19 protein-coding genes are annotated in these 24606 nt (G+C 58.4%); 2 read left to right on the top strand and 17 right to left on the bottom strand.

The features are described from left to right. Window positions 1-106 precede the first annotated feature (106 nt). The 15 genes from GFS31_RS09620 to GFS31_RS09550 all read right to left on the bottom strand — a co-directional run bounded on the left by GFS31_RS09620 (window position 107) and on the right by GFS31_RS09550 (window position 19861). Window positions 107-505 (bottom strand): type II toxin-antitoxin system death-on-curing family toxin, encoded by a 399-nt coding sequence (locus GFS31_RS09620; RefSeq protein WP_198804642.1) that lies wholly within the window; start codon window positions 503-505, stop codon window positions 107-109. Then, window positions 492-806 (bottom strand): hypothetical protein, encoded by a 315-nt coding sequence (locus GFS31_RS09615; RefSeq protein ID WP_198804641.1) that lies wholly within the window; start codon window positions 804-806, stop codon window positions 492-494. The genes GFS31_RS09620 and GFS31_RS09615 overlap by 14 nt, the downstream gene beginning before the upstream one ends. 51 nt (window positions 807-857) lie before the next feature. Further along, window positions 858-3164, bottom strand: a complete 2307-nt coding sequence (locus tag GFS31_RS09610) for a caspase family protein (protein ID WP_225907355.1) — start codon at window positions 3162-3164, stop codon at window positions 858-860. Between the two features lie 114 nt (window positions 3165-3278). After that, window positions 3279-4298, bottom strand: coding sequence for a trypsin-like serine peptidase (locus tag GFS31_RS09605; RefSeq protein WP_198804640.1), 1020 nt, complete (start codon window positions 4296-4298; stop codon window positions 3279-3281). Window positions 4299-4432: 134 nt separating this feature from the next. Continuing rightward, the gene (locus GFS31_RS09600; protein WP_198807941.1) at window positions 4433-7885 is read right to left on the bottom strand and encodes a CHAT domain-containing protein; all 3453 of its coding nucleotides are present in this window, start codon (window positions 7883-7885) and stop codon (window positions 4433-4435) included. A gap of 188 nt (window positions 7886-8073) precedes the next feature. Next, complete coding sequence (locus tag GFS31_RS09595; protein ID WP_198807940.1) at window positions 8074-8913, bottom strand: nitrate ABC transporter ATP-binding protein; 840 nt, start codon at window positions 8911-8913, stop codon at window positions 8074-8076. Window positions 8914-9001: 88 nt separating this feature from the next. Then, the gene (locus GFS31_RS09590) at window positions 9002-10996 is read right to left on the bottom strand and encodes a nitrate ABC transporter ATP-binding protein (RefSeq protein ID WP_198807939.1); all 1995 of its coding nucleotides are present in this window, start codon (window positions 10994-10996) and stop codon (window positions 9002-9004) included. Between the two features lie 356 nt (window positions 10997-11352). Continuing rightward, on the bottom strand, window positions 11353-12198 hold the full coding sequence (gene ntrB, locus GFS31_RS09585) for a nitrate ABC transporter permease (protein WP_198807938.1): 846 nt from the start codon (window positions 12196-12198) through the stop codon (window positions 11353-11355). 157 nt (window positions 12199-12355) lie between these two features. After that, a complete protein-coding gene (locus GFS31_RS09580; protein ID WP_198807937.1) occupies window positions 12356-13678 on the bottom strand; it encodes a CmpA/NrtA family ABC transporter substrate-binding protein in 1323 nt (440 codons plus the stop codon). 637 nt (window positions 13679-14315) lie between these two features. Beyond that, window positions 14316-15170, bottom strand: coding sequence for a universal stress protein (locus GFS31_RS09575; RefSeq protein WP_198807936.1), 855 nt, complete (start codon window positions 15168-15170; stop codon window positions 14316-14318). A gap of 290 nt (window positions 15171-15460) precedes the next feature. After that, entirely contained in the window at window positions 15461-17278 is a 1818-nt protein-coding gene (locus GFS31_RS09570) for an aspartate kinase (protein ID WP_198807935.1), read from the bottom strand. Window positions 17279-17562: 284 nt separating this feature from the next. Next, window positions 17563-18102, bottom strand: a complete 540-nt coding sequence (locus GFS31_RS09565; RefSeq protein ID WP_225907644.1) for a tetratricopeptide repeat protein — start codon at window positions 18100-18102, stop codon at window positions 17563-17565. Window positions 18103-18318: 216 nt separating this feature from the next. Beyond that, on the bottom strand, window positions 18319-18966 hold the full coding sequence (locus tag GFS31_RS09560; protein ID WP_225907643.1) for a hypothetical protein: 648 nt from the start codon (window positions 18964-18966) through the stop codon (window positions 18319-18321). 29 nt (window positions 18967-18995) lie between these two features. Then, window positions 18996-19430 (bottom strand): DUF4079 domain-containing protein, encoded by a 435-nt coding sequence (locus tag GFS31_RS09555; RefSeq protein WP_198807934.1) that lies wholly within the window; start codon window positions 19428-19430, stop codon window positions 18996-18998. Window positions 19431-19528: 98 nt separating this feature from the next. After that, entirely contained in the window at window positions 19529-19861 is a 333-nt protein-coding gene (locus GFS31_RS09550) for a DUF1830 domain-containing protein (protein WP_198807933.1), read from the bottom strand. 571 nt (window positions 19862-20432) lie between these two features. Here GFS31_RS09550 and GFS31_RS09545 point away from each other — a divergent pair. Both GFS31_RS09545 and GFS31_RS09540 read left to right on the top strand, forming a co-directional pair. Next, window positions 20433-22031: a photosystem II high light acclimation radical SAM protein gene (locus GFS31_RS09545; protein ID WP_198807932.1), complete on the top strand. Its 1599-nt coding sequence runs from the start codon at window positions 20433-20435 to the stop codon at window positions 22029-22031. A gap of 151 nt (window positions 22032-22182) precedes the next feature. Beyond that, window positions 22183-22362 (top strand): hypothetical protein, encoded by a 180-nt coding sequence (locus tag GFS31_RS09540; protein ID WP_198807931.1) that lies wholly within the window; start codon window positions 22183-22185, stop codon window positions 22360-22362. Window positions 22363-22456: 94 nt separating this feature from the next. Here the strand turns inward: GFS31_RS09540 and GFS31_RS09535 are convergent, their stop codons facing one another. Together GFS31_RS09535 and scpB are read right to left on the bottom strand one after the other, a co-directional pair. Beyond that, complete coding sequence (locus tag GFS31_RS09535; RefSeq protein ID WP_198807930.1) at window positions 22457-23980, bottom strand: cobyrinate a,c-diamide synthase; 1524 nt, start codon at window positions 23978-23980, stop codon at window positions 22457-22459. A gap of 7 nt (window positions 23981-23987) precedes the next feature. Beyond that, entirely contained in the window at window positions 23988-24599 is a 612-nt protein-coding gene (scpB, locus tag GFS31_RS09530) for an SMC-Scp complex subunit ScpB (RefSeq protein ID WP_198807929.1), read from the bottom strand. Between the last annotated feature and the right edge of the window lie 7 nt (window positions 24600-24606).

The raw sequence follows: 24606 nt of genomic DNA, 5'->3' as shown, positions 1-24606 counted from the left end.
AGACATTCCCCAGAAAACCCTAGGGGCCATCATCCTTAACGTCGGAATGGCGCTATTTTAAGGGCAATTCATCCCCGATTGCGTAGATCTTGATCTTCGTTGGCGTTTAGTCTTCCGTGGGCACCAACGCCGCCGCCAAGCGAGCCGCCAGCGCATCCTTCTCCACTTGCCTTTGGGCCACCTGCATCACCAGGTCGTAGGCGTCATCATCGGTCAGCGTCAGGCGGTAGCCATTGACCCGCAAAAACGTCATCATCACCGCAAAGGCTGTGCGCTTGTTGCCATCCACAAAGGGATGATTGCGCGACAGGTGATAAAGATATGCCGCCGCCTGATCCGCCAGGGTGGGATGCAACCACTCGCCGCCGAAGGTAGCCTGGGGCTGAGCCAAGGCCGAATCTAGCAAGCCCTGATCGCGCAGGCCAGCGGTGCCGCCGAACCGTTCAATTTGCCTGTCATGAAGGCGCAGGACGGCTTCAATCGTCAGAAATTTAGGAGTTTGCAAGGCGACAATACACCTCTTCTCGCTCGGCTTCGGTTTCTAAATAGGCTTGCCAAACAGCCTCTTGATCTGCAAAAACAACATCTGGTTCATCTGTGGACGCCGCCGCCCTATTGATCGCTTCCTCTGTCGGTGTTGAGGCCGTCGAAGCAGACTCAGGATTGAGGGACTGCACGTAGGCCAGAATTTCCGCTAGGGTTTCGCCCGATAGGTGATCCAACTCGGCCAGAATTTGGGCCTTGAGGGTTTGGTCTTGATGTGCTTGATCTTCGAGGGCTTGGTCGTTGAGGGTTTCGGTTTGCATGGGTCTCCCCCTGGGTGGGTGGAATACGTCCAGTATAGAACTGCTGCTCAATTACTCCACAATTTCGAGAATGGTAGAAAAGGCGGCAATGGCCCCGGCTTCAACCGCTGTAGATTGACTGTCTATGCGGCTTTCTAGCGCCCCGGTGGCGCGGCTGCGGGAGAGGGTATCTACGTCTCCCAAGAGGTCATCCAGCATCGTCAGGTGATCCCCTGCGCCGTCACCAAAACGGACGGCCCCACGGGTGCGCCCATCTCGGCTGGCGATGGCCTGCATATTGCGCAGCAGCCCCCGCAGCGGAGTTTGGCTGATGATGGTCAAAATTTCTAAAAAGCCTGCACCCTTGACTCTAAACTGCACGCCATCTTCGGCGCGGGGCACCACCAGCGACTCGCCGGGGGCAATTTGGGAGGCTAGGTCAGGGGCATCCCAGCGGGCGGGGTGTAGGGTAATTAAATTGCCGCTGCTGTCGATGATCAGGCAAGCGACGTAGACGGGGGTGCTTTCTTCGTTGGTGATGCGAACGTCGATCAGTTCCTCAGATTGATAGGTGGCGGGGGCAATTTGGGTGCGAACGCTTCCCTGGCCCCGGGAGCCTCGGCTGGCAAAGGGCACGGTGCCGCCCTGGCCGCTACGGGGGATGATCTCCCCGCTGACCCGCAAATCTGAGGAGAGTCCGGCTAGGGATTGCAGCACTTGGGCCGCCAGCAAGCCGCGCAATCGGGGCCGTAGCCGCTGTACCGCCGCCGCTGATGTTTCGTTGACGGCTCCTCCGGCGGTGCCCAGCACCACGGTGGATAAGTCTGCCGAGTAGAGGGCGATGGAACCCACCGCAGGAAGATGTTCGGGGGGGATTCCGGCCTGCCGCAGACGGGCTTGGGTGTCGTCATCGGTGCGGGCGAGCACGTAGGCTACGTTGCTTTGCTGGTCGAGGGGCAGCACGGTGACACGACTGTCGCCGTTGCTGGTGCTGAGGGCACTCGTGAGGGCGGTGGTGGCCACCTGCTGTTCGGCAGCGAGGGAAGGATCTAGGCCGACTCGCAGGGTGGGCAGGGCGAGGGCGGCGACCTTCTCGCGTACCAGCAGCCCTGACCGGGCGTTGACGGTTCCGACCGGGCGGGCAATGCCTCGCAGGCCGATGCGCGACTCTAGCCGAATATCTCCGACCTCTTGAGCGGTGGCCGGGTCGATCAGGGCATAGACGCTGCCCGGTTGGGCGGTTTGGAGGGTGTGTTCTGACATGCCCCCCAGCCACAGTTCAATTTGGTCGCTGATGACACTGAGCACCACGCCTTCGGCAAAGGGGGCCAGGGTATTGGCAAAATACAGCGGCTGATCCAGAACATTGCTGCCGGGAGCAGCCTCGAAGATGGGCACCTGGGTACCTCGGCTTTGGGCGGCGAGGCGGGTGCTGCGAACGAGGTTGATCTGGGTGGTGCGGGCGGATTCTGGCGCGGGAAGCTGCCACAGGTAGCTAGTCAACAGGTAGGTGAAGGCTCCGGCGACGGCGTTGGTGTCAAAGGGCAGTTCGTAGGCTTCTTGGTCGCAACTGGCGGAGCCAATGGCGATGCCCTGGGCAATGCCCTCGGAACGGCGGCGGTTAAAGGCATCGAGTTCTAGCCCCAAATCTTGCTTCCATCGAGCCTGCATGTCCAGTTCGGCCTCACTGGGCCGGAGGATTCTTGCCCCATTGCTGAGGCGGGAGTTGGTGGTGGATCTCACCTGGGCATTGCCGCGCGTGCCCGCCCCCGAAAAACAGCTATCCAGCACCATGCAAACCTGGTCGGTCTGGAGGCGCTGGGTGAGCAAAAACAGACTGCGACCCATGATGTCCGTTACGCCCCACTCGATGTCGCTGATGCGGGTAAAGGTGGCATCGCTGGGGACGAGGGTGCCGTTGATGCCGTTGGGATTGCTGTTGGGGCCGCACTGGCTCACCACAATCGGGTTAGGATCCAACACCCGCGACCCGTGGCCGGAATAGTGAAACACCACCACATCACCGGGGCGGGCCTGGGCAATCAAATGTTCCTCAAAGGCTTGCAGGATGTTGGCCCGTGTAGGCAGCAAATCCGAGCCGTCTTTGAGCATCACAATGTCGCTGGGGTTGAAGCCGTAGCGGTGTACCAGCACCTCGTACTGCATTTCCACATCGCGAACGCAACCGTTCAGGTTTGGGATATTGAGGGCACTGTATTGATTGATGCCCACCAGCAGGGCCAGTTTGCGGGGCGTGGTTTGGGCCAGGGCGCGACTGTACGACTGGGTTTGGCGTAAAAAGTCCGTTTGGCTGAGGCCAAGGGCGGCGAGGGTGGATCCGGCAGCTTGTAGGAAGTGGCGGCGTTTGATGGGGGGCATGGGGAAGGGGGGAGTCGGGGACAGGGAGTCGGGGACAGGGAGTCGGGAGTTGGGATAAGGTTAGGCCAGATCGGAGGGTTTTGGGGATTTTGATGGCCCGATCTGGCTGGGGGGCTATCGTTGGGCCTGACGGAGGAAGTCGATGATGGGCTGAATTTTAACGCCGTAGTTGACGATGCCTCGGCTGGCGACCACCTCGCCCGTGGTGGGGTTGGTGGCGCGTTCGGTGCGTTCGGCGGAGTTGATGCCAATGATGCGGTACTCGCCGTTAATCACCGTCATCATTGGGCCACCGGAGGAGCCGGGGTGAGTGTCGCAGTCGTGGATGAGGCTACCTTCCACTTCGCCCAGCACATTGCAGCCCATGTGGACGCCAGCGGTGCGCCCCGGTGCCTCCGCCGGAAAGTCGCCAGAGTAGCCCACGGTAATGATTTGGTTGCGGTGGTTCCGCACCAGGTCGCCCACAGAAAGGGGCGTCCAGCCCAGGGTGCCGTAGGTGTCGCCGAGGGGACGATCTAGCTGCACAAAAGCCCAATCTTGGGGGTGGGGGGCGCGGTTGTCGTTGCGAAAATCGGTGCCATAGATCAGGTCTACGGCCTGGGCGATGTGGCTGGGGTCGGCCACGCGGCCATCAATCATATTGGGATGAAAGGTGATGTCGGGCTTGATTTCGCTGGTTTCGGGGTTGATCACACAGTGGGCATTGGTGAGGACGATATCTGGAGCCACCAAGGTGCCGCTACAGATGGTGATGGTGTTCTCATCTACCGGGCTTTGCAGTCGCCCAATCGCCGACCACGGATAGCTACGGCTGGTCATCGGAGCGCGATCATCGCTGAGGCCGATAATACCTCGACCACTCCCATCAGCATCCTGCGCGGTTGGATGTTGAGACTGGTTCAATTCCTCTGGAATCTGGGACTCAAGATCCGGCCCTAGGCCAAAGCTACGCGCTTTTTCGGCGGCGGCGTGTTGTGCCTGGGTAAACGCCTCCAGCACCGCAGACCCCGCCTGGGCTGCTAGGGGAGTGGCCACCCCCGCGCCGAGCAGGGCCGCACCCGTGGCCATCAGCCCTGCGGCTCTGAACAAGGACAGATTAGACAAAGACAGATTAGACAAAGACAGTCGTTTCATCAGAATCACAACGTGGGTAAACAGTGTGATCTACGTCTGACGTGATGAGACTTATACAGCTCCACCACATTATTTCATGGCAACCTTGAGGAAGATCCGTAGTCTAGGACTCTGTAAGCCATAGACAGCCCACCCTAATTGGGAGAACCAATCAGCGTAAACGCCGACCACAGGCGCGGGTCGGGGTGTTGCTCCAGGGTGGTGAGCATGGCCTGTCTCAATGCCTGGGCCTTGTCGCCGCTCTGTTGCCAATGGTCGTAAAAGGCCACCATCAGGTCAGCCGTGGCCTCGTCATCTACCGCCCACAGGGACACGATGATGCTGGGCACCCCCGCCGCCACAAAGGCGCGAGATAGACCCACTACGCCATCCCCCGTAATTCGCCCCCGCCCGGTGTCGCAGGCGCTGAGGACGGCCAGATCCGCCTGCAAGTTCATCTGCAAAATGTCCGCCGCCGTTAGCAAGCCGTCATCGCCACCACCAGGGGCGAGGGCAATGGCACCGGGAAAGTCACGGGTTCCAGTCTGTTGCGGGTCGCCATACTCTAGCAGGCCATGGGTGGCTAGGTGGATCACATCGGCCCCCGCCATGCGCTGCTGCACCGCCGTTTTGGTGGCGGCATTTCCTAGCAAAGCGGGAGTTTGCAGAAAGCCCGAAATGGCTTCGGCCTCTCGCTGGGCACCGGGCAGTGGATCGAGCCGCACATCCTGGAAAGTGCCGCCCTCGCTGAGGAAGGTGACTGTGGGCATGGTGGGGTTGCCCACAATCAGCGGGTTGCGAACCGCAAAGGAACCGCCGCTGGCCCTAGCTTCGGTGGCAAGGCCAAACACCTGAATGGAGGGAGAGGTGAGAAGGGTGTGGTTCTCAATCAGGTATTGGCCATCGGGCGCTTTGAGGGCGGCGAAGGGCACCAGAAACAGCTCGTCTTGGGGCACAAAGACCACGGGCTGCGTGGGGTCGGTGGGCAGCAGGTCGGCGATGGGGGCAATCAGCACATCGTAGAGCTGGCGGAGGTTGGCTTCGGTTTCGGCCTGCTGACGGGCCAGGGCTTCGGGGGTAAGTTCCACAAGGGCAGTGGCAAAACGGTCGCCGCGCACGCCAAGGGACTGGCGGGCTATCGTGACCAAGTCTTGTAGGCGAGGCTCGCTTGAGGGTTGACGCTGAAGTTCGATGTTTCCCGCTGCATTTTCTACCGCAAGACTGGTCTCTGAGGCCAGGGCTACCGACTCAAAGGCAATGTTGCCCGTGGGCTGCACAACCCAGATATAGAGTTGGTTGGCCCCCTGGGGTCTGGCATAGCTCACAAGGGTGACGTTTTGCTGCTGGGCAATGCGCCGAATTTGGGCCAAATTAGGGACGGTATCAAGACGCTCTAGCTCCACTGAGTTGCCTGTTGGATTGGCTAATGTTTCGACCAACACCCTGGCCCTTCCCCGCTCTGAGGCCACCAAGGCATCTTCCGTCCGCCCCTGATTGATCAGAATACGTTGTAGAGTCCCATAGGCTCCCCGTTGGGTTTCAAACAGCGCTAACTTATCCGCATCGCTGAGGTCGCCTTCGCGCAGGTTATCGAGCACGTCTAGAGCGCTCTGTAGGTACTGTTCTGCCTGGGCATACTGCGCTAAATCTAGGTGAGCAAGAGCCAGCCGATAGAGACTATTCCCTACCTCCGCTTGATTGTCCCGTTCGCGGTAAATGGCAAGACTTTGCTCGTAGGCGATGATTGCATCTGGAGTTAGGGATGGATTGATACTCCGGTAAACATTGCCCAAGTCATTCAGAATAGAAGCCTCTGCGGCCCGCAGGCCACGCTGCTGAGCAAGGGTGAGTGCTCGTTGATAGAACTCTAGAATTTCTGGGTATCTCCAATCAACCTGTAACGCACCCTCTGACACTCCTAACGTCCTAGGGTTGGCAAAGTACCATTGGCCTAGGTCAACCCAAGCTCGAATCAAGGCGAGAGGTTCGTCTAAGTTGTTGGCGATCTCAATGCTTTGGTTCAACAGTTCAATGCGGCGAAAATAGTTGGGGTGAACGGATGCCAGGTTTCTAAGTGCTAGAGCTTCACTAGAGCGATCTTGCAACTGGCGGGCCAAACTCAAACTTTGTTCATACAGTTCAAAAGCTTGCTCGTCTCGGCCTAGGGTTTGGTACAAAAAGCCCAGGTTATTGGTTGTGCGGCGAATCCCAGCGGTGTCATTGGCCCCATGGGATAACGTCAGTGCCTGCTGATAGGACTCCATCGCCTGCGGATACTGCCCTAGATTGAAATGGGCAATACCAAGGCTGTCTAGAGCATTACTTTGCCCGTTAATGTCGCTAAGCTCGGTGTAAATCTCTAGGGCTTGTTGATGCCAGTCAAGGGCCTGCGCGGGGTTGCCCATCGCCCCATAAACGAGCCCTAAATTACCAATGGCTGCTGCCTCCTGGGTGCGATCTGAAATCGCACGGGCGACGGTGAGAGACTGCTGATGAAGGTCAAGGGCTTGGGGATAGTTACTGAGGATGCGATGGGAGATGCCAAGATACCGCAGCACTTCTGCCTCACCACGGCGGTTCTGGTTGGCCTGCTTGATGGCTAGGGATTGCTCGTGGGCCTCGATAGCGCGTTGGTGCTGGTGGGTGACGCTGTAGAGGTTTCCCAGTCGATCTAACAGGGACTCTGTCTCTGCTCTATTGTCTAGGGCTTGCCAAATCTCTAAGGCTTGTTCGTAGGCGGCGATGGCCGCTTCATGCTGCTGCTGACGGCTGTGGGTATTGCCGAGGGCCGTCAGCGCAACAGCCACACCTCGCTGATCTTGAAGTTGACGCCGAAGGTCAATGGCCTGCTGCTGAAAGTCGATGGCCTGCTCATAATTGCCTAGGGGGTCGTGGGCATTGCCCATCATCAGCAATATCCTGGCCTTCTCTCGGCTATGGATCGCCCACAGCGTTTCGGGTATGGCCTCACGGCCCATCGCATCTACAGATTGGAGGTTGTTCAAGGCTTGCCCATAAAACTGTAGTGCGGCGGCAAAGTTCCCATCATCGTACTGCCCCCCTCCCCGCTCTGATAGGAACGCAGCTTCAGCGGTCAAAATCTCCGCCTCCGTTGCGTTGGCAATCCGAAACTGATAGGCTCCCCGACCATTGTCGTTGTGGGTGGTCACATAGAGGCTGTAGGTGCCGTCTGCTGGCAGGGTAGCCACCAGCCAAGCATCCTCATTGGAAACTAGGGTGATCAATCCAACACCCACCAGCGCCTTGGTGGATTCATCGAGCAGGAGGAGGTAGGGCGGAAAGTCACGACTTCTAACCTGGATGGTCATTGTCTGACCTGCCCGACCTTCAAACTGATGTGCGTTGACCAACCGCACCGAATCAGCGCCATCGTTACCCGATTGCAGCGTAATATTCCCGCTGCGGTCATCTAGGTGGTACGTAGTGCTAAAGGTACCTGAGGTACTTTCCTTGGTCTGAATGCCTGGTGTCAGTAATTGCGTATCTTTGATGTTGGGCCATTCAGAGGCTTTGGCCCAAGCTGATCCAATAAAGACCAGCGGAGCCGTCAGCACCATTAAACCCAACCACTTTCTAGCCTGTCGCATGGGGGCAATGCTCCATCTAGGGGATGACACCACTATATCTGCCCTGCCCCAGACGACTTATTCACCTTTCTGGCCGATGATTGCCCACGCTAGAGCCTTGCGACCCTGCCCTGAAAGTAGCGCAAAAGCCAATGCTAGAGGCCCTGTAGTACAGATGGGTCACGCTTGATATTGCTGGGCTTGTTCCGTTACTCCGTATCGTCGTGGGCGTAGCGGTGGTAGAGGAAGTCGAGGGCTTCGTTGCGCAGTTCGTAGAAGCGGGGGTCTTCCATAATCCGGCTGCGGTCGCGGGGACGGGCAAAGGGAACGCTCATCACTTCGCCGATTTGCGCCGCTGGGCCGTTGGTCATCATCACTACCCGGTCGCTCAAAAACAGGGCTTCATCGATGTCGTGGGTGATCATCAACACCGTAATTTTGTGGTCTTGCCAGATTTTCAGCAGTTCCTCCTGAAGTTCCTCGCGGGTGATGGGGTCGAGGGCACCGAAGGGTTCGTCCAAAATCAACACCTTGGGCCGCAGGGCTAGGGCACGAGCAATGCAAACCCGCTGCTTCATGCCGCCGGAGAGGGCACCGGGCTTTTTGTGGGCGGCTTCCTCTAGGCCCACCAGGGCGAGGTGCTCCATCACAATCCGCTTCTTCACCTTTTCCGGCTTGTTGGGGAAGACGGAATTCACCCCTAAATAGATATTCTCGTAGGCCGTGAGCCAGGGCAGCAGGGAGTAGTTTTGGAACACCACCATGCGGTCGGGGCCGGGTTCTTGGATCGGCTGAGTCTCTAGGCGTACTTGGCCCTCGGTGGGTTGCCGAAAGCCCGCCACCATATCCAGCAGGGTGGATTTGCCGCAGCCAGAGTGGCCGATGACGCAGACAAATTCCCCTTCCTTCACCGCGAGATTGATGCCATCCAGCACCACGTAGTCTCCGGTGGGGGTGGGGTAGACCTTCGAGAGGTTGTCGATCACCAAGAAGGGTTCCTGGGTCAGGCGCTCAGAGGGGGATTGGGTGGGAGAGTTTAACACTTGCATGGTCAGTTAAAGAGGATGGGGTGAGTTTTGAAGGCTCAAATTTGAACTTTGAATTCAAAATGCAAAGTTCAAAGTTCAAAAGGCAAAATTATCGGCGGCTTTCCATCGGCATTTCCTCAATACGCAAATCGCGTTTGATGGCGAATTGGTTGAGGTAGTCGAGGGGATGATCGGGGTCGAAGGGGATGCCATCGAAGAGGGTGATGGTGTGACGGTCGCGGCCAATGTCGAGCAGGCCCAGTTCGCGGGCCGCTTGGCCGAAGATGTCGGATCGCTTCACCCGTTCGGCAATTTCTAGCCAGTTGCGGGGGAAGGGGGTGATTCCCCAGCGGGCCATTTGGGTCATCATCCACACCGCCTCGGTGACATCGGGGAAGTTGGCCTTGCCCGTAAAGAACTGGATGTAGTTGAGCACTTGCTGGGGTTCGCTGCCGTCGCCTCGGTCGTAGGGGTCGATAAAGCCTTGGCGAATCAGGTCTTCGTCGGCACCCACGTATTCAGGACGGGCCAGCATTTCGGCAATTTCCTCCCGGTTGCGGCGGTCGTCGCAGTATTCGCAGGCTTCCAGCAGCGCCTTCACCAGGGCGAGGTGAGTTTTGGGATACTGGTTCGCCCAGGCTTCGGTGACGCCCAGAACCTTTTCGAGGTGCCCCGGCCAGATGTCGTTATCGGTGGCCAGCACCACGCCTTGCCCTTCGGCCACCGCCCGCGCATTCCAGGGTTCGCCCACGCAGTAGCCGTCGATGGTGCCCGACTTCAGGTTCGAGGCCATTTGAGCCGGGGGAATCACCGTCACGCTCACGTCCCGGTCGGGGTCGATGCCGCCCGCCGCCAGCCAGTAGCGCAGCAGTAGGTTGTGCATGGAGGTGGGATGCACCGCCGCCAGGGTATGCACTTGGTCGGGCCGACGGTCGAGAGCTGCTTTGAAATCTTCTAGGGAACGCACGCCCTGATCAAACAGGCGCTTACTAAAGGTGATGGCGTTGCCGTTGCGGCTGAGGGTGAGGGCGCTGACCATGGGCATCGGGCGCTGGTTGCCATAGCCTAGGGTCAAGCCCAGGGGCATCCCCGCCACCATCATCGCCGCATCCAGCCGTCCCTTGGTGACCCCATCGGCAATGGCATTCCAGCTCGGCTCTCGGTTCAGGGTCACTTGGCTGAGACCGTTGGCTTCAAACAGGCCCTTTTCCTTAGCGACAATCAGCGGCGCACAGTCCACCAGGGGAATGAACCCCAGCTCCAGGTTCACCTTTTCCAGGCCGTTGGCCGCCACCGCCACCGCAGGCTTGGCCCGTTGCAGCTTGGCCCGCTTTTGCTGGTTGAGGAAATAGACAATCTCGTTCCGCAGGCTGTAGTAGTTGGGGTGCTTCACCACCTCCATGCGCTCGCGGGGGCGAGGGAAGGGCACATCCACAATCTGACCCACGTGGGCTTCGGGGCCGTTGGTCATCAGCACAATGCGGTCGCTCAGCAGCAGCGCCTCATCCACATCATGCGTCACCATCACACAGGTGACTTCATGCTCTTGGCAAATCTGCATGAGCTGTTCCTGCAAACCGCCACGGGTCAACGCATCCAGCGCCCCAAAGGGTTCATCCAACAACAGCAGCTTGGGCCTAATCGCCAGGGCACGGGCAATCGCCACCCGCTGCTTCATGCCGCCGGAAATCTGCCCCGGTCGCTTGTCCGCCGCCTTTTGCAGCCCCACCATGTCAATGTGGTGATCCACCATCCGCTTCCGCACCGCCTTGGGATGGTGCCCCATCACCTGATCCACCGCCAGCTCGATGTTTTGGCGCACCGTCAGCCAGGGCAGGAGGGAATAGTTTTGGAACACCACCATCCGGTCGGGGCCAGGTTCCGTCACCTGCCGCCCCTCTAGGATGATGCCGCCACTGCTGGGTTTATCCAATCCAGAAAGAATATTCAGCAGGGTGGATTTGCCGCAGCCAGAGTGCCCCACCAGGGAGACAAATTCCCCTTTGTGGATATTCAGATCAATATTTTTGAGGGCAATATATTCCCCACCATCGGGCAGGTTAAAGACGCGATCAACGTGGTCAACTTCAACAAAAACAGCCATGGTTCGTGGGGGGATTAGGGTCAGGGAATAAGGCTTGGCGTAGGTTGGGTGGCGCGATGACAGAACCCAACAAAATTCTGTGGTGTGGCGTAATCAGCTTCAGATCCCAGGGTTCTAACTAAAGTATCGAGGTTAGTGCAGTAACAAACTTCAGAACCCTGGGATCTCGTCTGTTGGGTTCCGCTTCGTTTCACCCAACCTACTTAAACCAGATTTGAGGGTTTGGGTTTGGGTGATTGGCTACCGTCTTGAACAAAGTCAAAGAACCCTAGGATTTCCTATCCGTCTCCCCTTCTAGCTCCCCTCTCCCCATGGGAGAGGGGTTGGGGGTGAGGGTTCTAGGCTGGGGGTGAGGGCTATTTCTTCTGTTCTTCAGGCAGCACCAGGGTGCCGATGAAGACAATCAGCCGATCCAGCAACAGACCCACAACGCCTACATAAATGATGGCGATAATGATATCGCTGATGCGGGAACTGTTCCAGGCATCCCAGATAAAGAAGCCGATGCCGACGCCGCCAATCAACATTTCTGCCGCCACAATGGCCAGCCAAGAGAGGCCAATCCCAATCCGCAGGCCCGTGAAAATATAGGGCACGGTGGCGGGAAAGAGAATCTTGAAGAAATAGGTGGGTTTGGACAGTTTGAGAACTTTGGCGACGTTGTTGTAATCTTGGGGAATTTGGCGCACACCCTCGGTGGTGTTGATAATAATCGGCCAAATGGCGGTGATAAAAATCACGAAAATGGCAGAAGGGCCAGCCTGTTGCAGCGCTGCCAGGGAAATCGGCAACCAGGCCAGGGGAGGCACCGTTCTCAGAATTTGAAAAATGGGGTCAAGGGCGCTGTACATCAGCGGGCTGGTACCCACCAAAATGCCCAGAGCCACGCCCACTACTGCTGCCAAAGAAAAGCCAATGGCCACCCGTTGCAGACTGCTCCAGACCTGCCAAAATAGCCCCTTATCGGTGCCGCCATAGTCAAAGAAGGGATTGATAATCAGTTCCCAGGTGTCTTGAACTGTGCGGATGGGCGTGGGCAGGTTGGCATCGGGGCTCATGGTCAAAATTTGCCACACCACCAAGAAAACAGCGATGGCAACGGCGGGGGCAATCAGACCTTTCAGCCAGTTGAGGGCTTGATTACCCAATCGGGCAACGTTAAAGCGCGATCGCGCCGGACGAATATCGAGGGGTGCGGTCATGGGAAATCTCCAGTGGCGAGGTGGTGGGGCGACTTAGGTTGGATCCCCCCAGCCCCCCTTGGGAAGGGGGGAGTAGATGGTGGCCAAAGTCCCCCTTTCTAAGGGGGATTTAGGGGGATCTCCAGGGTGGGGGAAAAGGGTAGGTTCAGCGTTGGGGCTAGACCTTCTTGATCTGGAGGCTGTCCAGGTAAGCCTGGGGATTTTCGGGGTCGAAGGTGACGCCATCGAAGAAGGTTTCCACGCCGCGAGAGGGGCTGGATGGAATGGCGGATTCTTGGCCGAGGGCAGTGGCCGCTTCGCGCCAGAGGTCTTCGCGGTTCACCTCGTCTACCCAGGCGTTGACATCGGTATCCTTGGGCAGCAGACCCCAGCGAATATTCTCTACCAAGAACCAGAGGTCGTGGCTCTTGTAGGGGTAGGAGGCGTTGTCGTTCCAGTATTTCTGCATCAGTTCAGGCAGTTCCTCCACCCGACCATTGCCAAAGTCAAACTTGCCCATGGATCGGTCGATGATGTCCTCAAAGGGCACATTGAACCAAGCCCGCTCGGAGAGGATGCGGCACATTTCCTCTTTGTTTTCGGGCTGGTCGCACCAGATGGCGGCTTCCAGAACGCCCATCAGCAGCGCCTTAGTGGCGTTGGGGTTGGCATCCACCCAGTCGGCCCGCATGGCAAAGGCTTTTTCGGGGTGGTCTTTCCACATTTCCCCGGTGGTGAGGGCGTTGAAGCCGATCTGCTGGTTCACGGTTTGCAGGGGCCAGGGTTCGCCCACGCAGAAGGCGTCCATGTTGCCCACCTTGACGTTGGCTACCATCTGCGGGGGCGGCACCACAATGGTGGAAATGTCGCTGTCGGGATTGATGCCGCCAGCGGCCAGCCAGTAGCGAATCCACATGTCGTGGGTGCCACCGGGGAAGGTCATCGCCGCCTTCAGATCCCGGCCTTCAGACTTGCGCTGGGCAAACACATCCTTGAGGGTGCTGCTGTCTAGGCCCACATTGAGGTCTTTGTAGTCGTTGGAGAGGGAGATGCCCTGGCCGTTGACGTTCAGACGAGACAGGATGTACATGGGAATTTTGCGGCCATCGGTGACGATGCCCTGGGAAATCAGGTAGGGCATGGGGGTGAGAATGTGCGCCCCATCAATGCCGCCGCCGCTGGAACCCAGCACGATGTTGTCGCGGGTGGTGCCCCAGGAGGCTTGCTTTTCCACCGACACATCGGTCATACCGTACTTGTCGAAAAAGCCCTTCACCTTGGCAATAATCAGCGGGGCCGAATCGGTGAGGGCAATGAAACCCAGCTTGGCGGTGGTGGTTTCCAGCCCTTCCACAGGCCCAGTGTCAGCAATGGGAGACGTTGTCGATCCCGCATCAGCAGAGGTATTAGACCCCCCTTGGCTACAGGCGTGGAGGAAAACTGTACCAGCGGCGGCGGTGCTAGCAGTGAACAAAAACTTACGACGATTGAGACGAGTCATGGTTGATCCTTAAAATCCTAATAACCTAGGGCAACGCCACCCTTCAACAGGGAACACATTGACGTCATTGCAACGAATAAATCTGTAATAGACAGCGTGTTTGATAGTCTCAAACACCGTCGCAGAAGCAAATCAAAAACCAGAATTAGGATCAACAGATCCGCATTTCGGCTTTATCTACACCTCTGGCCTATGGGCGGCTGAACCTTAAAGCAAGGCCGTGGGAAGATTGCAAAAATCCAATCCCATAAAAGTAGACAAGCCGACCTAAGCCCAATAAAACGCGACCTTTTCAAACATGAATTGGCTTCCATCGGCTAAACAAAATTTCGGCAAAGTTAGACCTTGAAAAAAGCTTAGTTATGTTTGTTAACAAATTATTCAAACTCTCAAGGTGCTTTTGTATGTTTCGTTACGTTTTCCCCTAGGCGATACTTTTTATGCATGACTCACATGTAGATTTTGCATAATACAGCGGTTTCTTGGCCCCAACGCAAAGCAGGGGCCTCCGAAGAGACCCCTGCTATTGGGCGGTTTGCAGCTGGGATGCCGATTCACCAGATCCCAGGACTCTAGCTGGGATGCCGCTATCAATGGGCTATAAGTTAGAGAACCCTAAGATTGATCGAACCTCAGCCTAGCCCTTCATGCGGGTGATTAGCACCGGGCAAGGCGCATAGACCCGCACATAGTCGGTGAGGGATTCGCCCAGCACCTTATCCAAATCGGGCAAGCCCTTGGCAATGGTGGGCCGACGGTCGGGGGAACCGAGGATTAGCAGATCGATATTGCGGTCTTCCGCCAGTTGGCAAATGCGCTGTCCGGCCTTGCCTTCGGGGGCGGCTAGCTTGCAGGTCACACCATACTTGCGGGCCTCTTCTGCCGCTGCAACAAGCACAGGATCTTGGTTGGCGTCAATACTGGTGATATCAAAGGGTTTGGCCTTCAGGCTGGAGACTGAGTGGACGAGGGTGAGTTCGCCGCCCTTGATGTCGCGCAGCAGGGTGAGGGCGATGTTCAGCCCTTCCTTGGCCGAGTCGGATTTATCCATGGCCACCAGCACCCGCTTGATGGGGCGAATGGTGTAGAGGTCGTCCTTCACCAGCAGCATGGGACGAGACGCCAACTGAAAGACGTACTGGCTGACGGAATTTTCCAGAATCGCCTTCAGCCCTTGCAGCCCCCGCGATCCCATCACGATCAGGCTGGCGTCGGTTTCGTCGGCTACCTGCACCACCACATCCTTGGGGTCGCCCTCCCGCAGCACCGCCGTTACCTTGCCGGGGTCGAGGTTGAGGTTTTGGATGGCCGTGGCTAGGGTGCGTCCGCCCTCTTCCCACTTGCTGGCCATGGTTTCGGCAGACACCTGGGAGGGCACCACATGGAGCACTGTCACCGCCGCCCGCTGGATGAGGGGAATATCCATCAGCACCTTCATCATGGCTTCGGTATTCCCAGTGCCAGAGTCGGCCAAAAGAATTTTTTCTATCATGGGATCCTCGTCTCAAACTGCCGAATAAAATTGTCGTGAGAGTTGTCGTGAACGAAAACGGTGGTCAATCGCCTCAATCGCAGACAGGATAATGCCTTGCGCGTCGTCCACCTCAACCATCATAGGCATGGGCTTTCCCCCTCCTTGGTTGCCATTCATAATTTGTATTGACGAGGGGATGCACGGGTTAACCCACCCAAGGGCAACAAGGGGGGCAGGCCGATGGAGTGAGCATCTGGAGTGAGCATCCAAGGTCTAGCGGTCAGACGGTCAGATGCTTCAGTATCCTGCTAAGCGGGGACAACGATAGCTTGAGTGCCTGCGAGGCCAAAGGCATGGTGAACGGCTTGAAGGGCTTTGACCCCTTCCGCTTCATCCACCACGCAGCTAATTTTGATTTCCGAAGTGGCGATCATTTGCAGGTTGATCCCCTGTTCAGAAAGCGCCTTGAACATCCGAGCGGCCACGCCGGGGGCGTAGATCATGCCAATGCCGACCACGCTCACCTTGGCAATGGCTTCGTTGACGACGACTTCCCCAAAGCCGAGGTCGGTGGCGGCCTGTTCCATCAGTTCCTTGGCCATGCGGGCATCGGCCTGGGCCACGGTGAAGGCGATGTCGCGGGTGGGCTGGCCGTTCACCAAACGGCAGCGCTGGGACTGGATGATCATATCCACGCTAACCCCGTTATTAGCCAGGAGTTGGAAGATTTTCGCCGCCATGCCGGGTTGGTCGGGCACATGGCGGATGGCCACCTGGGCCTGTTTGATGTCGAGGGCGGCACCGCGCACCACCGGGGTGCTTTTGGTAGAAGCGAGGGCTGGCCCCTCGGACTGGGGCATGGAAGAAGATGTAACCTCAAAGGCTTCGCACAGGGCCGCGAGGGCGCGGTCGCAGTCTGCTGTGTCGATGGTGCAGCTTACCTTCACCTCTGAGGTGGAGATGAGCTGAATGTTGATGCCCGCCTCGGCCAGGGTGGAGAACATTTTGGCGGCTACCCCCGGACGGCCAATCATTCCAGCTCCGGCGATGCTGATTTTGGCCATGTTGGTGTCTACCATCACCTCGGCTTGGGTGGTGTCGGTGGGGTTGCTGCGGAGGGCGGGGGCGATAGCTTCGGCCACGGCTTCGGCCCGGTTGAGGTTGGAGCGCACCATCGTGAAGGCGATGTCGTTGGTGTTGCCCTCATGGATGGACTGGATGATTAGGTCTACGTTGAGATCCTGGCCAGCCAGTTCGCCAAACAACCGAGCGGCAATGCCAGGACGGTCGGGAATGCGCAGCAGGGCGACCTTGGCTTGGTCGGTGTCAAACTCCACGCCATCGACGGGGTGGGCCAGTTCCAAGCCTTCCAGGGGGCGGGGCTGGGGCTGGGGCGAAATCACGCGGGTGCCGGGTTCGTCCGTCCAGCTCGAGCGCACTACTAGGGTCACGCCGTAGTTGCGGGCAATTTCTACCGCGCGGGGATGCAGCACCTTGGCCCCCAGGCTGGCCAGTTCCAGCATTTCGTCGCTGGTAATTTCTTCCATCAGTTGTGCTTCGGGCACTAGGCGCGGGTCGGTGGTGAGAATCCCCGGTACGTCGGTGTAGATTTCGCACTTATCGGCCTGGAGAGCCGCTGCTAGAGCCACCGCTGAGGTGTCGGAGCCGCCCCGACCCAGGGTGGTAATTTCTAAATCCGTGGTTTGGCTAATGCCCTGGAAGCCCGCCACCACAATCACTTTTCCCTCAGCTAGATGGCGCTGCATCCGCTCTGGGTTGATGGTGAGGATGCGGGCACGGGTATGTTCGGCCTCGGTGATGATGCCCACCTGCGCCCCGGTGAGGGAAATGGCGTCTTGGCCAATGCTGTGTAGCGCCATGGAGAGCAGCGAAATGGACACCTGTTCTCCGGTGGAAAGCAGCATATCCATCTCGCGGCGGCTGGGCTGATCGGTAATTTCGGTGGCCAGTTTCACCAAACCGTCGGTGGTTTTGCCCATGGCCGAAACGACGACGACCACGCTATTCCCGGCCTCCACCGTCGCCTTTACCCGCTGCGCCACCGCCTGGATGCGCTCCACGGTGCCCACGGAGGTGCCCCCATATTTCTGTACGATCAGCGCCATAGTTCTTGCCTTCCTCATCCCTGCAACAGCTACCCGACCAAGCCCCTAGCGGCTCCCATCGTTTTGCCAATCTGCCTATGAACCCGTTTCAACGGTGGGCTAAGCAAATTGACCCCAACGGGCTTGCGCCAACTTGGCTGACCCCCAACGGGCTTGGCCCAAATGAGCCTATCCCCAGAGGGCTTGGCCCAAATTTAAACCGAAATCCCTAAACTGACGTAACGCTTTAGACAGATCCGACATTATATCAGCAGTTTCTACCCCTTCATCTTCTGCCTAGCTTATTAGCTCAGCCACAGCAGGCCACCTAGCACCAGCCCCACAAACCCTAGGGCCAACCACAAAAAGCCATTGTCGCGGGTGTTGATCTGGCTGGGATCAAGGGGTTCCGGCTCTGGTTTGGCGGCACGTTTGGGAGCGCTGCGGGGAGCTACCGTGGCCAGTCCGCGACCGCTAAAGGAATCACCTTCTTCTAGGGTGCCCAGGTCGGGAATTTGGCTCATCCAGTTGCCGGGACGGCGCAGTTGGGGCGCTTGCAGAATGTACAGCAGGTTTTTGGCCTGCTTGCGTACCTCCAGGTCGGGATGGCGGGTGAGGGTTTCGCACAGGGCTTCGGCCTCTTGCGCCCGACCGACGGCGTTGTAGGCGTTGACTAACCAAATCTGGATTTCTCCTCCGAGGGGAGTCGCGGCCTTGGCAAGGCCCACCGCTGCTTCAAAGTGCTCCACCGCCTGTCGATATTGGCCATGTTCAAAGGCCGCTTGGCCATAGGCATATTCGGTCTGGGCCTGGGCACGGGAATCGGCGGTCATGGTAGCAAGCATTTCCCCCGCAGGGGCGGCGTAACGTTAAGGGTGTTGAGTGACGTCACTTGATCATAAACCTAATGTAGAACAGCCAAGATGGCTGTCTCTCTGGCAGGCAGGATGCCCGCTCTACCGTAGGTTGTTCGTGCTACCGAGCACCCAGTCGGATGGGAATGAAGCGGTGAAACGTATAGCCGCAATTCACGACCTAGACAGCCGCTTCAGGATAGGGCTTTAGGCCGCACCGGGGAGGGAGAGGGCGGTGGAAATCGTCCACAGGTCAATGAGCAGCAAAAACAGGGTAAACAGCAGCAAAATGCCGTACATCCAGGGCTGGGCGAGGGGTTTGATGTCCTGGGTGTCGAGATTGGTGTAGCGCTGCACCAGGCCCACCAATCGCGCAAAACCCGCCACGCGCATCGGTAGCAAGTAGGCTTTGGGCTGGCCCCCCACCGGATCAGCCCCTACAAAGTAGTAGACGATGCCGCCCTGCCCGGTAGAACGAGGCTTAATCGCCTGGGCCTGATCCCACGGCAACCGCCAGCCACCCCGAAATAGCCAGCGAATCCAGGCGGGATAGGTGACTTCGATGGCCTGATCATCCACCACCACCCGTTGCCCGAGGGCACCATAGAGCCCGATCCAACCGAGAACAATCCCCACCGTGAGAACCAGAGGCGATACGGGAGCCTCCGTCGCCTTGGCCAGAAAGGGCAATGGCCCCATCAACGCCACGTACAACAACAACAGCGTGAGGCGAATGAAGGGCGCAATGGGAAACACCTGGCGGTTCTCCCCGGTGTCTTCTAGCCTGGGCTTCGCTGAAAGTTCAGGGACGGCAACACCGGAAGCATCGGCGGTCTCAAGGGGCGTGGAATCCATGGGGGACGTCGGCAGTGGATGGGCTTCCCCTAAGGTAAATACTTTTGAACAACCTGCCAACCCGATAGGCCCACTCCCGCTAGGGCTAGGGCGAGTCCGCCATTCAGGGCGAGATGAAGTTTTCTGGCCCAGGGCCGTTCTACACTAATACGGCTGGCACTCCAGGCGGAGGCCAGAACCAAGCTCACCACCGACAGTCCCAAAGGCAAATGTACAGAATGGCCGAGGTTTCCGTATTCGCCCAGGGTACCGACGATGCCGATGGACAACAGCAGCAACACCAAGATCACCAGCGTGACGCCTAGGGTGAGGTGCAACAGCCGCAGCCAGGATGGAGGATCCGGTTGGCGACGACGATAGGCCCAGTACGCCCCCGTCGCGGCCAAGAGCCCGTAGCCCGTGAGGGTGAGCCCCATCGACCACGCGGCAATGCGCCATAGCCATAAAAAAGAAGGTAAGTCCAAAGTTTGAGCCCAAACGCAGGAAGACTTACCTTTTCAATAGCACGACCTCGCGACCACGGCGCGATCTATGGCACGGGATGTTACAGCTCGATACCTTCCTAGGATGCCGCTGCCACTGGCTGCTCGGCACTGGACTCTGGGGACGGGGGCGGTTCGGCAATGACCTCAAGGGTGTCTTGGTCAACGGCGAGGCGTTCGCAGGGAATGGTGTCCGACAAAATGGCGCTCGCCATCATACCCGTGTGAATCTCTAGCAAGGCCTTGGGAACCGTTTCAAACATCAGGCGTTGACCCGGAAAGACAACCCGTTCAAAATACCAATCGGCTACATTTGTGATGCGAGCAATCTGAATTTTGCTGGTGGCGTTGACATAGCAACAGAGCACCTGCTTGGAGCTATCGGAAGGGATGGGATCAAGAATTTGTGCCATTGATGCTGCGGGCATAACTGCATGAATCACTAGAGAGACCCTAGCACTTGGTGATCCCCAATGGCTGTAAAGGCGACTACCAACCCCTGGGAGACTGTAATGATAAGGCATACAAAGTAACGTTTCTTTGGAAGACTTTACCTATCTGCAAGGGCTTGACGGCCCAACTTGACCAACGACGGACTCATACTAAAGGACTATTTTTCTGGGCTGGTTCTATGTCCTAGGGCACAGTCTTCGGGAAGATATTTGAAAAAGACATTAAGGGGACAGCAGGGGCTCATCCGCCCCAATCTCAGCCTCTCTAGAGCCGAAAAACTTAATATTTTCTTTGGTTTTAGGCGATGGCTTAGGCCCCGTTGTGCCATGCGCCTGGGGCAGAGCCGTGATGCCCCTATTGATCCAAGTCTATCCCTCTTGACCTAGAAGCGAATTTCCTACCGCTGCCGCCCTCGGTGGGCAGTGTTATTGTAAAGATAGGTGAACCATTCTCAGGGTGAGCGATCCCCTGGCAAGGGCTGTCCCGTTTGGAACACTTGGCCTGTTTCTCCGATAGCGTCTCCAATAGCGAATGATGACCCCTCAATCTGCCGATCTGCCCCGTGTGCTTTACGTTCGGTTGCCCTGCAACCCGATTTTTCCCATTGGGGTGGTGTACTTGGCCGATCATCTTCACAAGCAGTTCCCCCAGTTAGAACAGCGGATTTTCGACCTCGGAGCCGTGCCGCCCTTGGATTATGGGGCGGCGTTAGATCGCTGCATCGACGAATTTCGGCCCACGCTGCTGGTCTTCTCCTGGCGAGATATCCAGATTTTTGCCCCCGTGGGCGGACGGGGCGGCAACCCGCTGCAAAACGCCTTTGAATTCTTCTATGCCCGCAACCCCTTTCTGAAGGCGCGGGGGGCGATGGGTGGTCTGCGGATGGCGACGACCTACCTGGCGGAACTGTGGCGCAACCAGGGATTGATTAAGCGGGGGCTAAAACGGGCCAAACGCCATCACGATAACGTCACCGTGGTGGTGGGCGGCGGGGCCGTCAGCGTGTTCTACGAACAACTGAATAAGCGCCTGCCCAAGGGCACCATTATCTCCGTGGGCGAAGGGGAAACCTTGCTAGAGCGGCTACTGCGGGGGCAAGATTTCTCCGATCAGCGCTGCTACATTGCCGGAGAAACCACCCCCCGCCAGCGCCTGATCCACGAAGAACCGGAACCCATCGAGAAAAGCGCCTGCAACTACGGCTATATTGAGCAAATTTGGCCCGAATTTGACTATTACCTGCAAGATCAAGACTTCTACATCGGCGTGCAAACCAAGCGCGGCTGTCCCCACAACTGCTGCTACTGCGTCTACACCGTGGTGGAAGGCAAGCAGGTTCGCATTAACCCCGCCGATGAAGTCGTCGCCGAAATGCGCCAACTCTACGACCGGGGCGTGCGGAACTTCTGGTTCACCGATGCCCAGTTCATCCCGGCCCGCCGCTTCATGCAGGATGCCGAAGAACTGCTGCAAAAAATCCTCGATGCTGGAATGAAGGACATCCACTGGGCCGCGTACATCCGCGCCGACAACATCACGCCCAAGCTGGCCGACCTGATGGTCGCCACGGGCATGAACTACTTTGAAATCGGCATTACCAGCGGTTCCCAAGAACTGGTGCGCAAAATGCGAATGGGCTACAACCTGCGGACGGTGCTGCAAAACTGCAAAGACCTGAAGGCCGCTGGCTTCAACGACCTAGTGTCCGTCAACTACTCCTTTAATGTGATTGACGAACGGCCCGAAACCATCCGCCAAACCCTGGCCTACCACCGCGCCCTCGAAGAAGTCTTTGGCCGCGACAAGGTAGAACCCGCCATCTTCTTCATCGGCCTGCAACCCCACACCCACCTCGAAGAATACGCCTTCGAGAAAAACATCCTCAAGCGTGACTACAACCCCCTCGATATCCATCTGCCCTGGGTGTCGAAAAAGCTGCTGTGGAACCCCGAACCGCTGGGTTCCTTCTTTGGGGAAGTCTGCCTAGAAGCGTGGCAGCGCAACCCCGACGACTTTGGCCGCGAGGTAATGGACATCCTGGAAGAACGCCTAGGCCGCGCCCCCCTAGAGGAAGCCCTGAGTGCGCCCATCCAGGAAGAAAAACGCCCCCTGGCTTCCCTGTCGGCTTAGCGGCTCGTCCAAGGTGCTCAGGGGAAATGGGGCCTCGCCATCGTTCCATCAAACCTTCTCATGGATAACATAAACGATGGTTTTGGTAACACAAGATACGGTTTGTTAGGATTTAGAGGTCAATAAAACCGCTTAACAAACCGGAGACGTTATGATTACGACCCAATCCAAAGGCTGGAATGCCAAAAAACTGACCCAATTTGGCCACATCCTCAGCGTTGGCTATGATCCCGGCCTGGGGGATGATGCTCCTAGGGACAAAACCTGGACGACGCAAACTCAGTGCCGCACCGCCCAAATGCTGGGCCGTGGCTACAATCCCGGCCTATAGCCTCGATATCATCGTCGCGTGGGCGTCCCGCCTGCCGCAGGCCAGAGGCTTGTGAACGGTGCAGTCCAGCGACTGACGCGACAGTGCCCAAATCCTAGGCCCTGGGGAACGCGGAGAGACTGGCCGTAGCCCGGTAGTCGGCGCAGGCCGAGAGAAACTGCACCGCCTGAACCTGACAGCCCTGCCAATGGAGATGGACATAGGACGCATGGACATGGCGAGACCCCCAGCCCTCGGTGGCGTGGGGGTTTTTCGCATCAAAGCGGCGCAGTTGAAACAGCGGCGGCGTGGGCGGCACCGTCACCTGGGAATGGTGAAACTCGTGGCCCCACACCTGCTGGTGGGCCTGAAGGGCGACGCTGGCGACGGTGGCGGTGGCCTGTCGATAGCCCAGGGTCAACCGCGATTCCATCGTTACCGTGGTGGGCAGCACCCCGACCATGGGCCACGCCTGCCCCTGCAAGTCCACCAGGGTTTCGGCCAAGTACATCAAGCCGCCGCACTCGGCGTAGGTGGGCAATCCGGCGGTGATGCGCTGCCGAAGCTGCTGCCGCAGGGGCTGATTATCCGCCAAGGCCGCCCCAAACATTTCTGGGAAACCGCCCCCAAGGTACAGCCCATCCACCGCTTCGGGCAGGGTTGCATCCGCCAGGGGACTCCAGGGCACCAGTTCGGCCCCCAACTCGGCCAGGTAATCCAGCCCGTCGGCATAGTAAAAGCTAAAGGCCGCATCCTGGGCCACGGCGAGGCGGGGGCGAGTGCGCCGGATACGGTCACAGGCCCCTTGCTGATTGGGCGAGAACAGCCCCCACGGCGACGGGCTGGCCGTAGGGAGGTGATGTGAGGGTTTGTTCTGGGCGGATGCTTCTGGGGATGCCTCTGGGGATGCTTCTGGGGATGCCTCTGCCGGAGACGGTGGGCGGGATGGGGTGAGATGGGGCAGCAGCCGCGCCCAGTCAAAGCAGGTTTGGCCCAGGTCAGCGAGGCGATCTAGGCAGTCCTGAAGTTGGGGCAGTTCCGCCGTTGGCACCAGGCCCAGGTGGCGGTCGGGGATGGTGATATCACTCTGCCGACGCAGGACGCCGAGGATGGGTAGATCGAGGGTGCCCAGGGCATCCTGCAACAGTTCCAAGTGGCGATCACTACCCACCCGGTTCAGCACCACCCCCGCCAGGGTCAGGTCTGGATCCAAGCTGCGATAGCCATGCACAATGGCCAACACCGACCGGGAGAGGCGGCTGCAATCCACCACCAGCACCACGGGCAGGTTCAGCAGCTTGGCGATGTGGGCGGTGCTGGCGGTGTCCGACGATCCGGTGGCTCCGTCAAACAGGCCCATCACCCCTTCTACCACAGCAAAGTCGGCATCCCGGCAGCGTTCCTCAAAACACTGGCGCACGTAGGCCGCTGAGGTCAGCACCGGGTCAAGGTTGTAGCACGGGCGACCCGTCACCCGACGGTGAAACATGGGGTCGATATAATCCGGCCCCACCTTGAAGGACTGCACCCGCTGAGAACGCTGGGCCAAGGCCGACAACAGCGCCAGGGTTACGGTGGTTTTGCCCACGCCGCTACGCTCCCCGGCAATCACCACTCCGCCCGTGGGGTTCCCGTTCATGGCCGCCTCAAGCTAGGGAATCCACGGCAGATGGGGCCGTTGGGGGGCTGTCCACCGCATCCGCCGCTTCGGGGTCAGATTCGGGGTCAGCCCCGTCAGGATCATCCTCTTCCACATCAGCGGGGCTGGGTGGGCGGGCGGCTTTGGGGCGCAGTTCCGGCAGTTGGTCAATTTCAAAATGCTGGTAGAACTTATCCGTCACCTGCACCAGAGAAGATCGGCTATCGGACTGCTTGCGCTTGCGGATAAAGCCCTGGGCCAGGAGTTCCTGCACATGCTGATAGGCCCCCGACCCGCGCAGATCCACCAAATCCGTTTGGCTGATGGGGCCGCGCAGGGCAATGGCGGCGAGGGTTCGCAGCGCCCCCACCCCCAGATCGAGGGGGATCAGCATATCCACCAAAAACCGATAGCGCTCCTTCAGTTGCAGGCAGTAGCCATCCACCGTCTCCACAATTTCCAGGGCTCCATCCCGGTGGGCATACTCGTCCATCAGGTCAATCAGCCCTTCCTCAATGTCTTCCCGTTCGCAGCGGGCCAGTTCCGCCAGCTTGGCCAGGGAAAGGGGCTGGCCCTTGAGGTACAAAATCGCTTCGATGGTGGTGGCTAGGCTCGACATAGGGACA

It is taken from the genome of Leptolyngbya sp. BL0902 (genome assembly GCF_016403105.1).
GTDB lineage: Bacteria > Cyanobacteriota > Cyanobacteriia > Phormidesmidales > Phormidesmidaceae > Nodosilinea.
This window is presented reverse-complemented; position numbering and strand designations above follow the sequence as displayed.

What these genes read in the sequence shown, in the direction of transcription:
- GFS31_RS09615 (WP_198804641.1), bottom strand. Translation starts at nt 806, where the DNA reads ATGCAAACCGAAACCCTCAACGACCAAGCCCTCGAAGATCAAGCACAT.
- GFS31_RS09610 (WP_225907355.1), bottom strand. Translation starts at nt 3,164, where the DNA reads ATGCCCCCCATCAAACGCCGCCACTTCCTACAAGCTGCCGGATCCACC.
- GFS31_RS09605 (WP_198804640.1), bottom strand. Translation starts at nt 4,298, where the DNA reads ATGAAACGACTGTCTTTGTCTAATCTGTCTTTGTCTAATCTGTCCTTG.
- GFS31_RS09600 (WP_198807941.1), bottom strand. Translation starts at nt 7,885, where the DNA reads ATGCGACAGGCTAGAAAGTGGTTGGGTTTAATGGTGCTGACGGCTCCG.
- GFS31_RS09595 (WP_198807940.1), bottom strand. Translation starts at nt 8,913, where the DNA reads ATGCAAGTGTTAAACTCTCCCACCCAATCCCCCTCTGAGCGCCTGACC.
- GFS31_RS09590 (WP_198807939.1), bottom strand. Translation starts at nt 10,996, where the DNA reads ATGGCTGTTTTTGTTGAAGTTGACCACGTTGATCGCGTCTTTAACCTG.
- ntrB (WP_198807938.1), bottom strand. Translation starts at nt 12,198, where the DNA reads ATGACCGCACCCCTCGATATTCGTCCGGCGCGATCGCGCTTTAACGTT.
- GFS31_RS09580 (WP_198807937.1), bottom strand. Translation starts at nt 13,678, where the DNA reads ATGACTCGTCTCAATCGTCGTAAGTTTTTGTTCACTGCTAGCACCGCC.
- GFS31_RS09575 (WP_198807936.1), bottom strand. Translation starts at nt 15,170, where the DNA reads ATGATAGAAAAAATTCTTTTGGCCGACTCTGGCACTGGGAATACCGAA.
- GFS31_RS09570 (WP_198807935.1), bottom strand. Translation starts at nt 17,278, where the DNA reads ATGGCGCTGATCGTACAGAAATATGGGGGCACCTCCGTGGGCACCGTG.
- GFS31_RS09565 (WP_225907644.1), bottom strand. Translation starts at nt 18,102, where the DNA reads ATGCTTGCTACCATGACCGCCGATTCCCGTGCCCAGGCCCAGACCGAA.
- GFS31_RS09560 (WP_225907643.1), bottom strand. Translation starts at nt 18,966, where the DNA reads ATGGATTCCACGCCCCTTGAGACCGCCGATGCTTCCGGTGTTGCCGTC.
- GFS31_RS09550 (WP_198807933.1), bottom strand. Translation starts at nt 19,861, where the DNA reads ATGGCACAAATTCTTGATCCCATCCCTTCCGATAGCTCCAAGCAGGTG.
- GFS31_RS09545 (WP_198807932.1), top strand. Translation starts at nt 20,433, where the DNA reads ATGATGACCCCTCAATCTGCCGATCTGCCCCGTGTGCTTTACGTTCGG.
- GFS31_RS09540 (WP_198807931.1), top strand. Translation starts at nt 22,183, where the DNA reads ATGATTACGACCCAATCCAAAGGCTGGAATGCCAAAAAACTGACCCAA.
- GFS31_RS09535 (WP_198807930.1), bottom strand. Translation starts at nt 23,980, where the DNA reads ATGAACGGGAACCCCACGGGCGGAGTGGTGATTGCCGGGGAGCGTAGC.
- scpB (WP_198807929.1), bottom strand. Translation starts at nt 24,599, where the DNA reads ATGTCGAGCCTAGCCACCACCATCGAAGCGATTTTGTACCTCAAGGGC.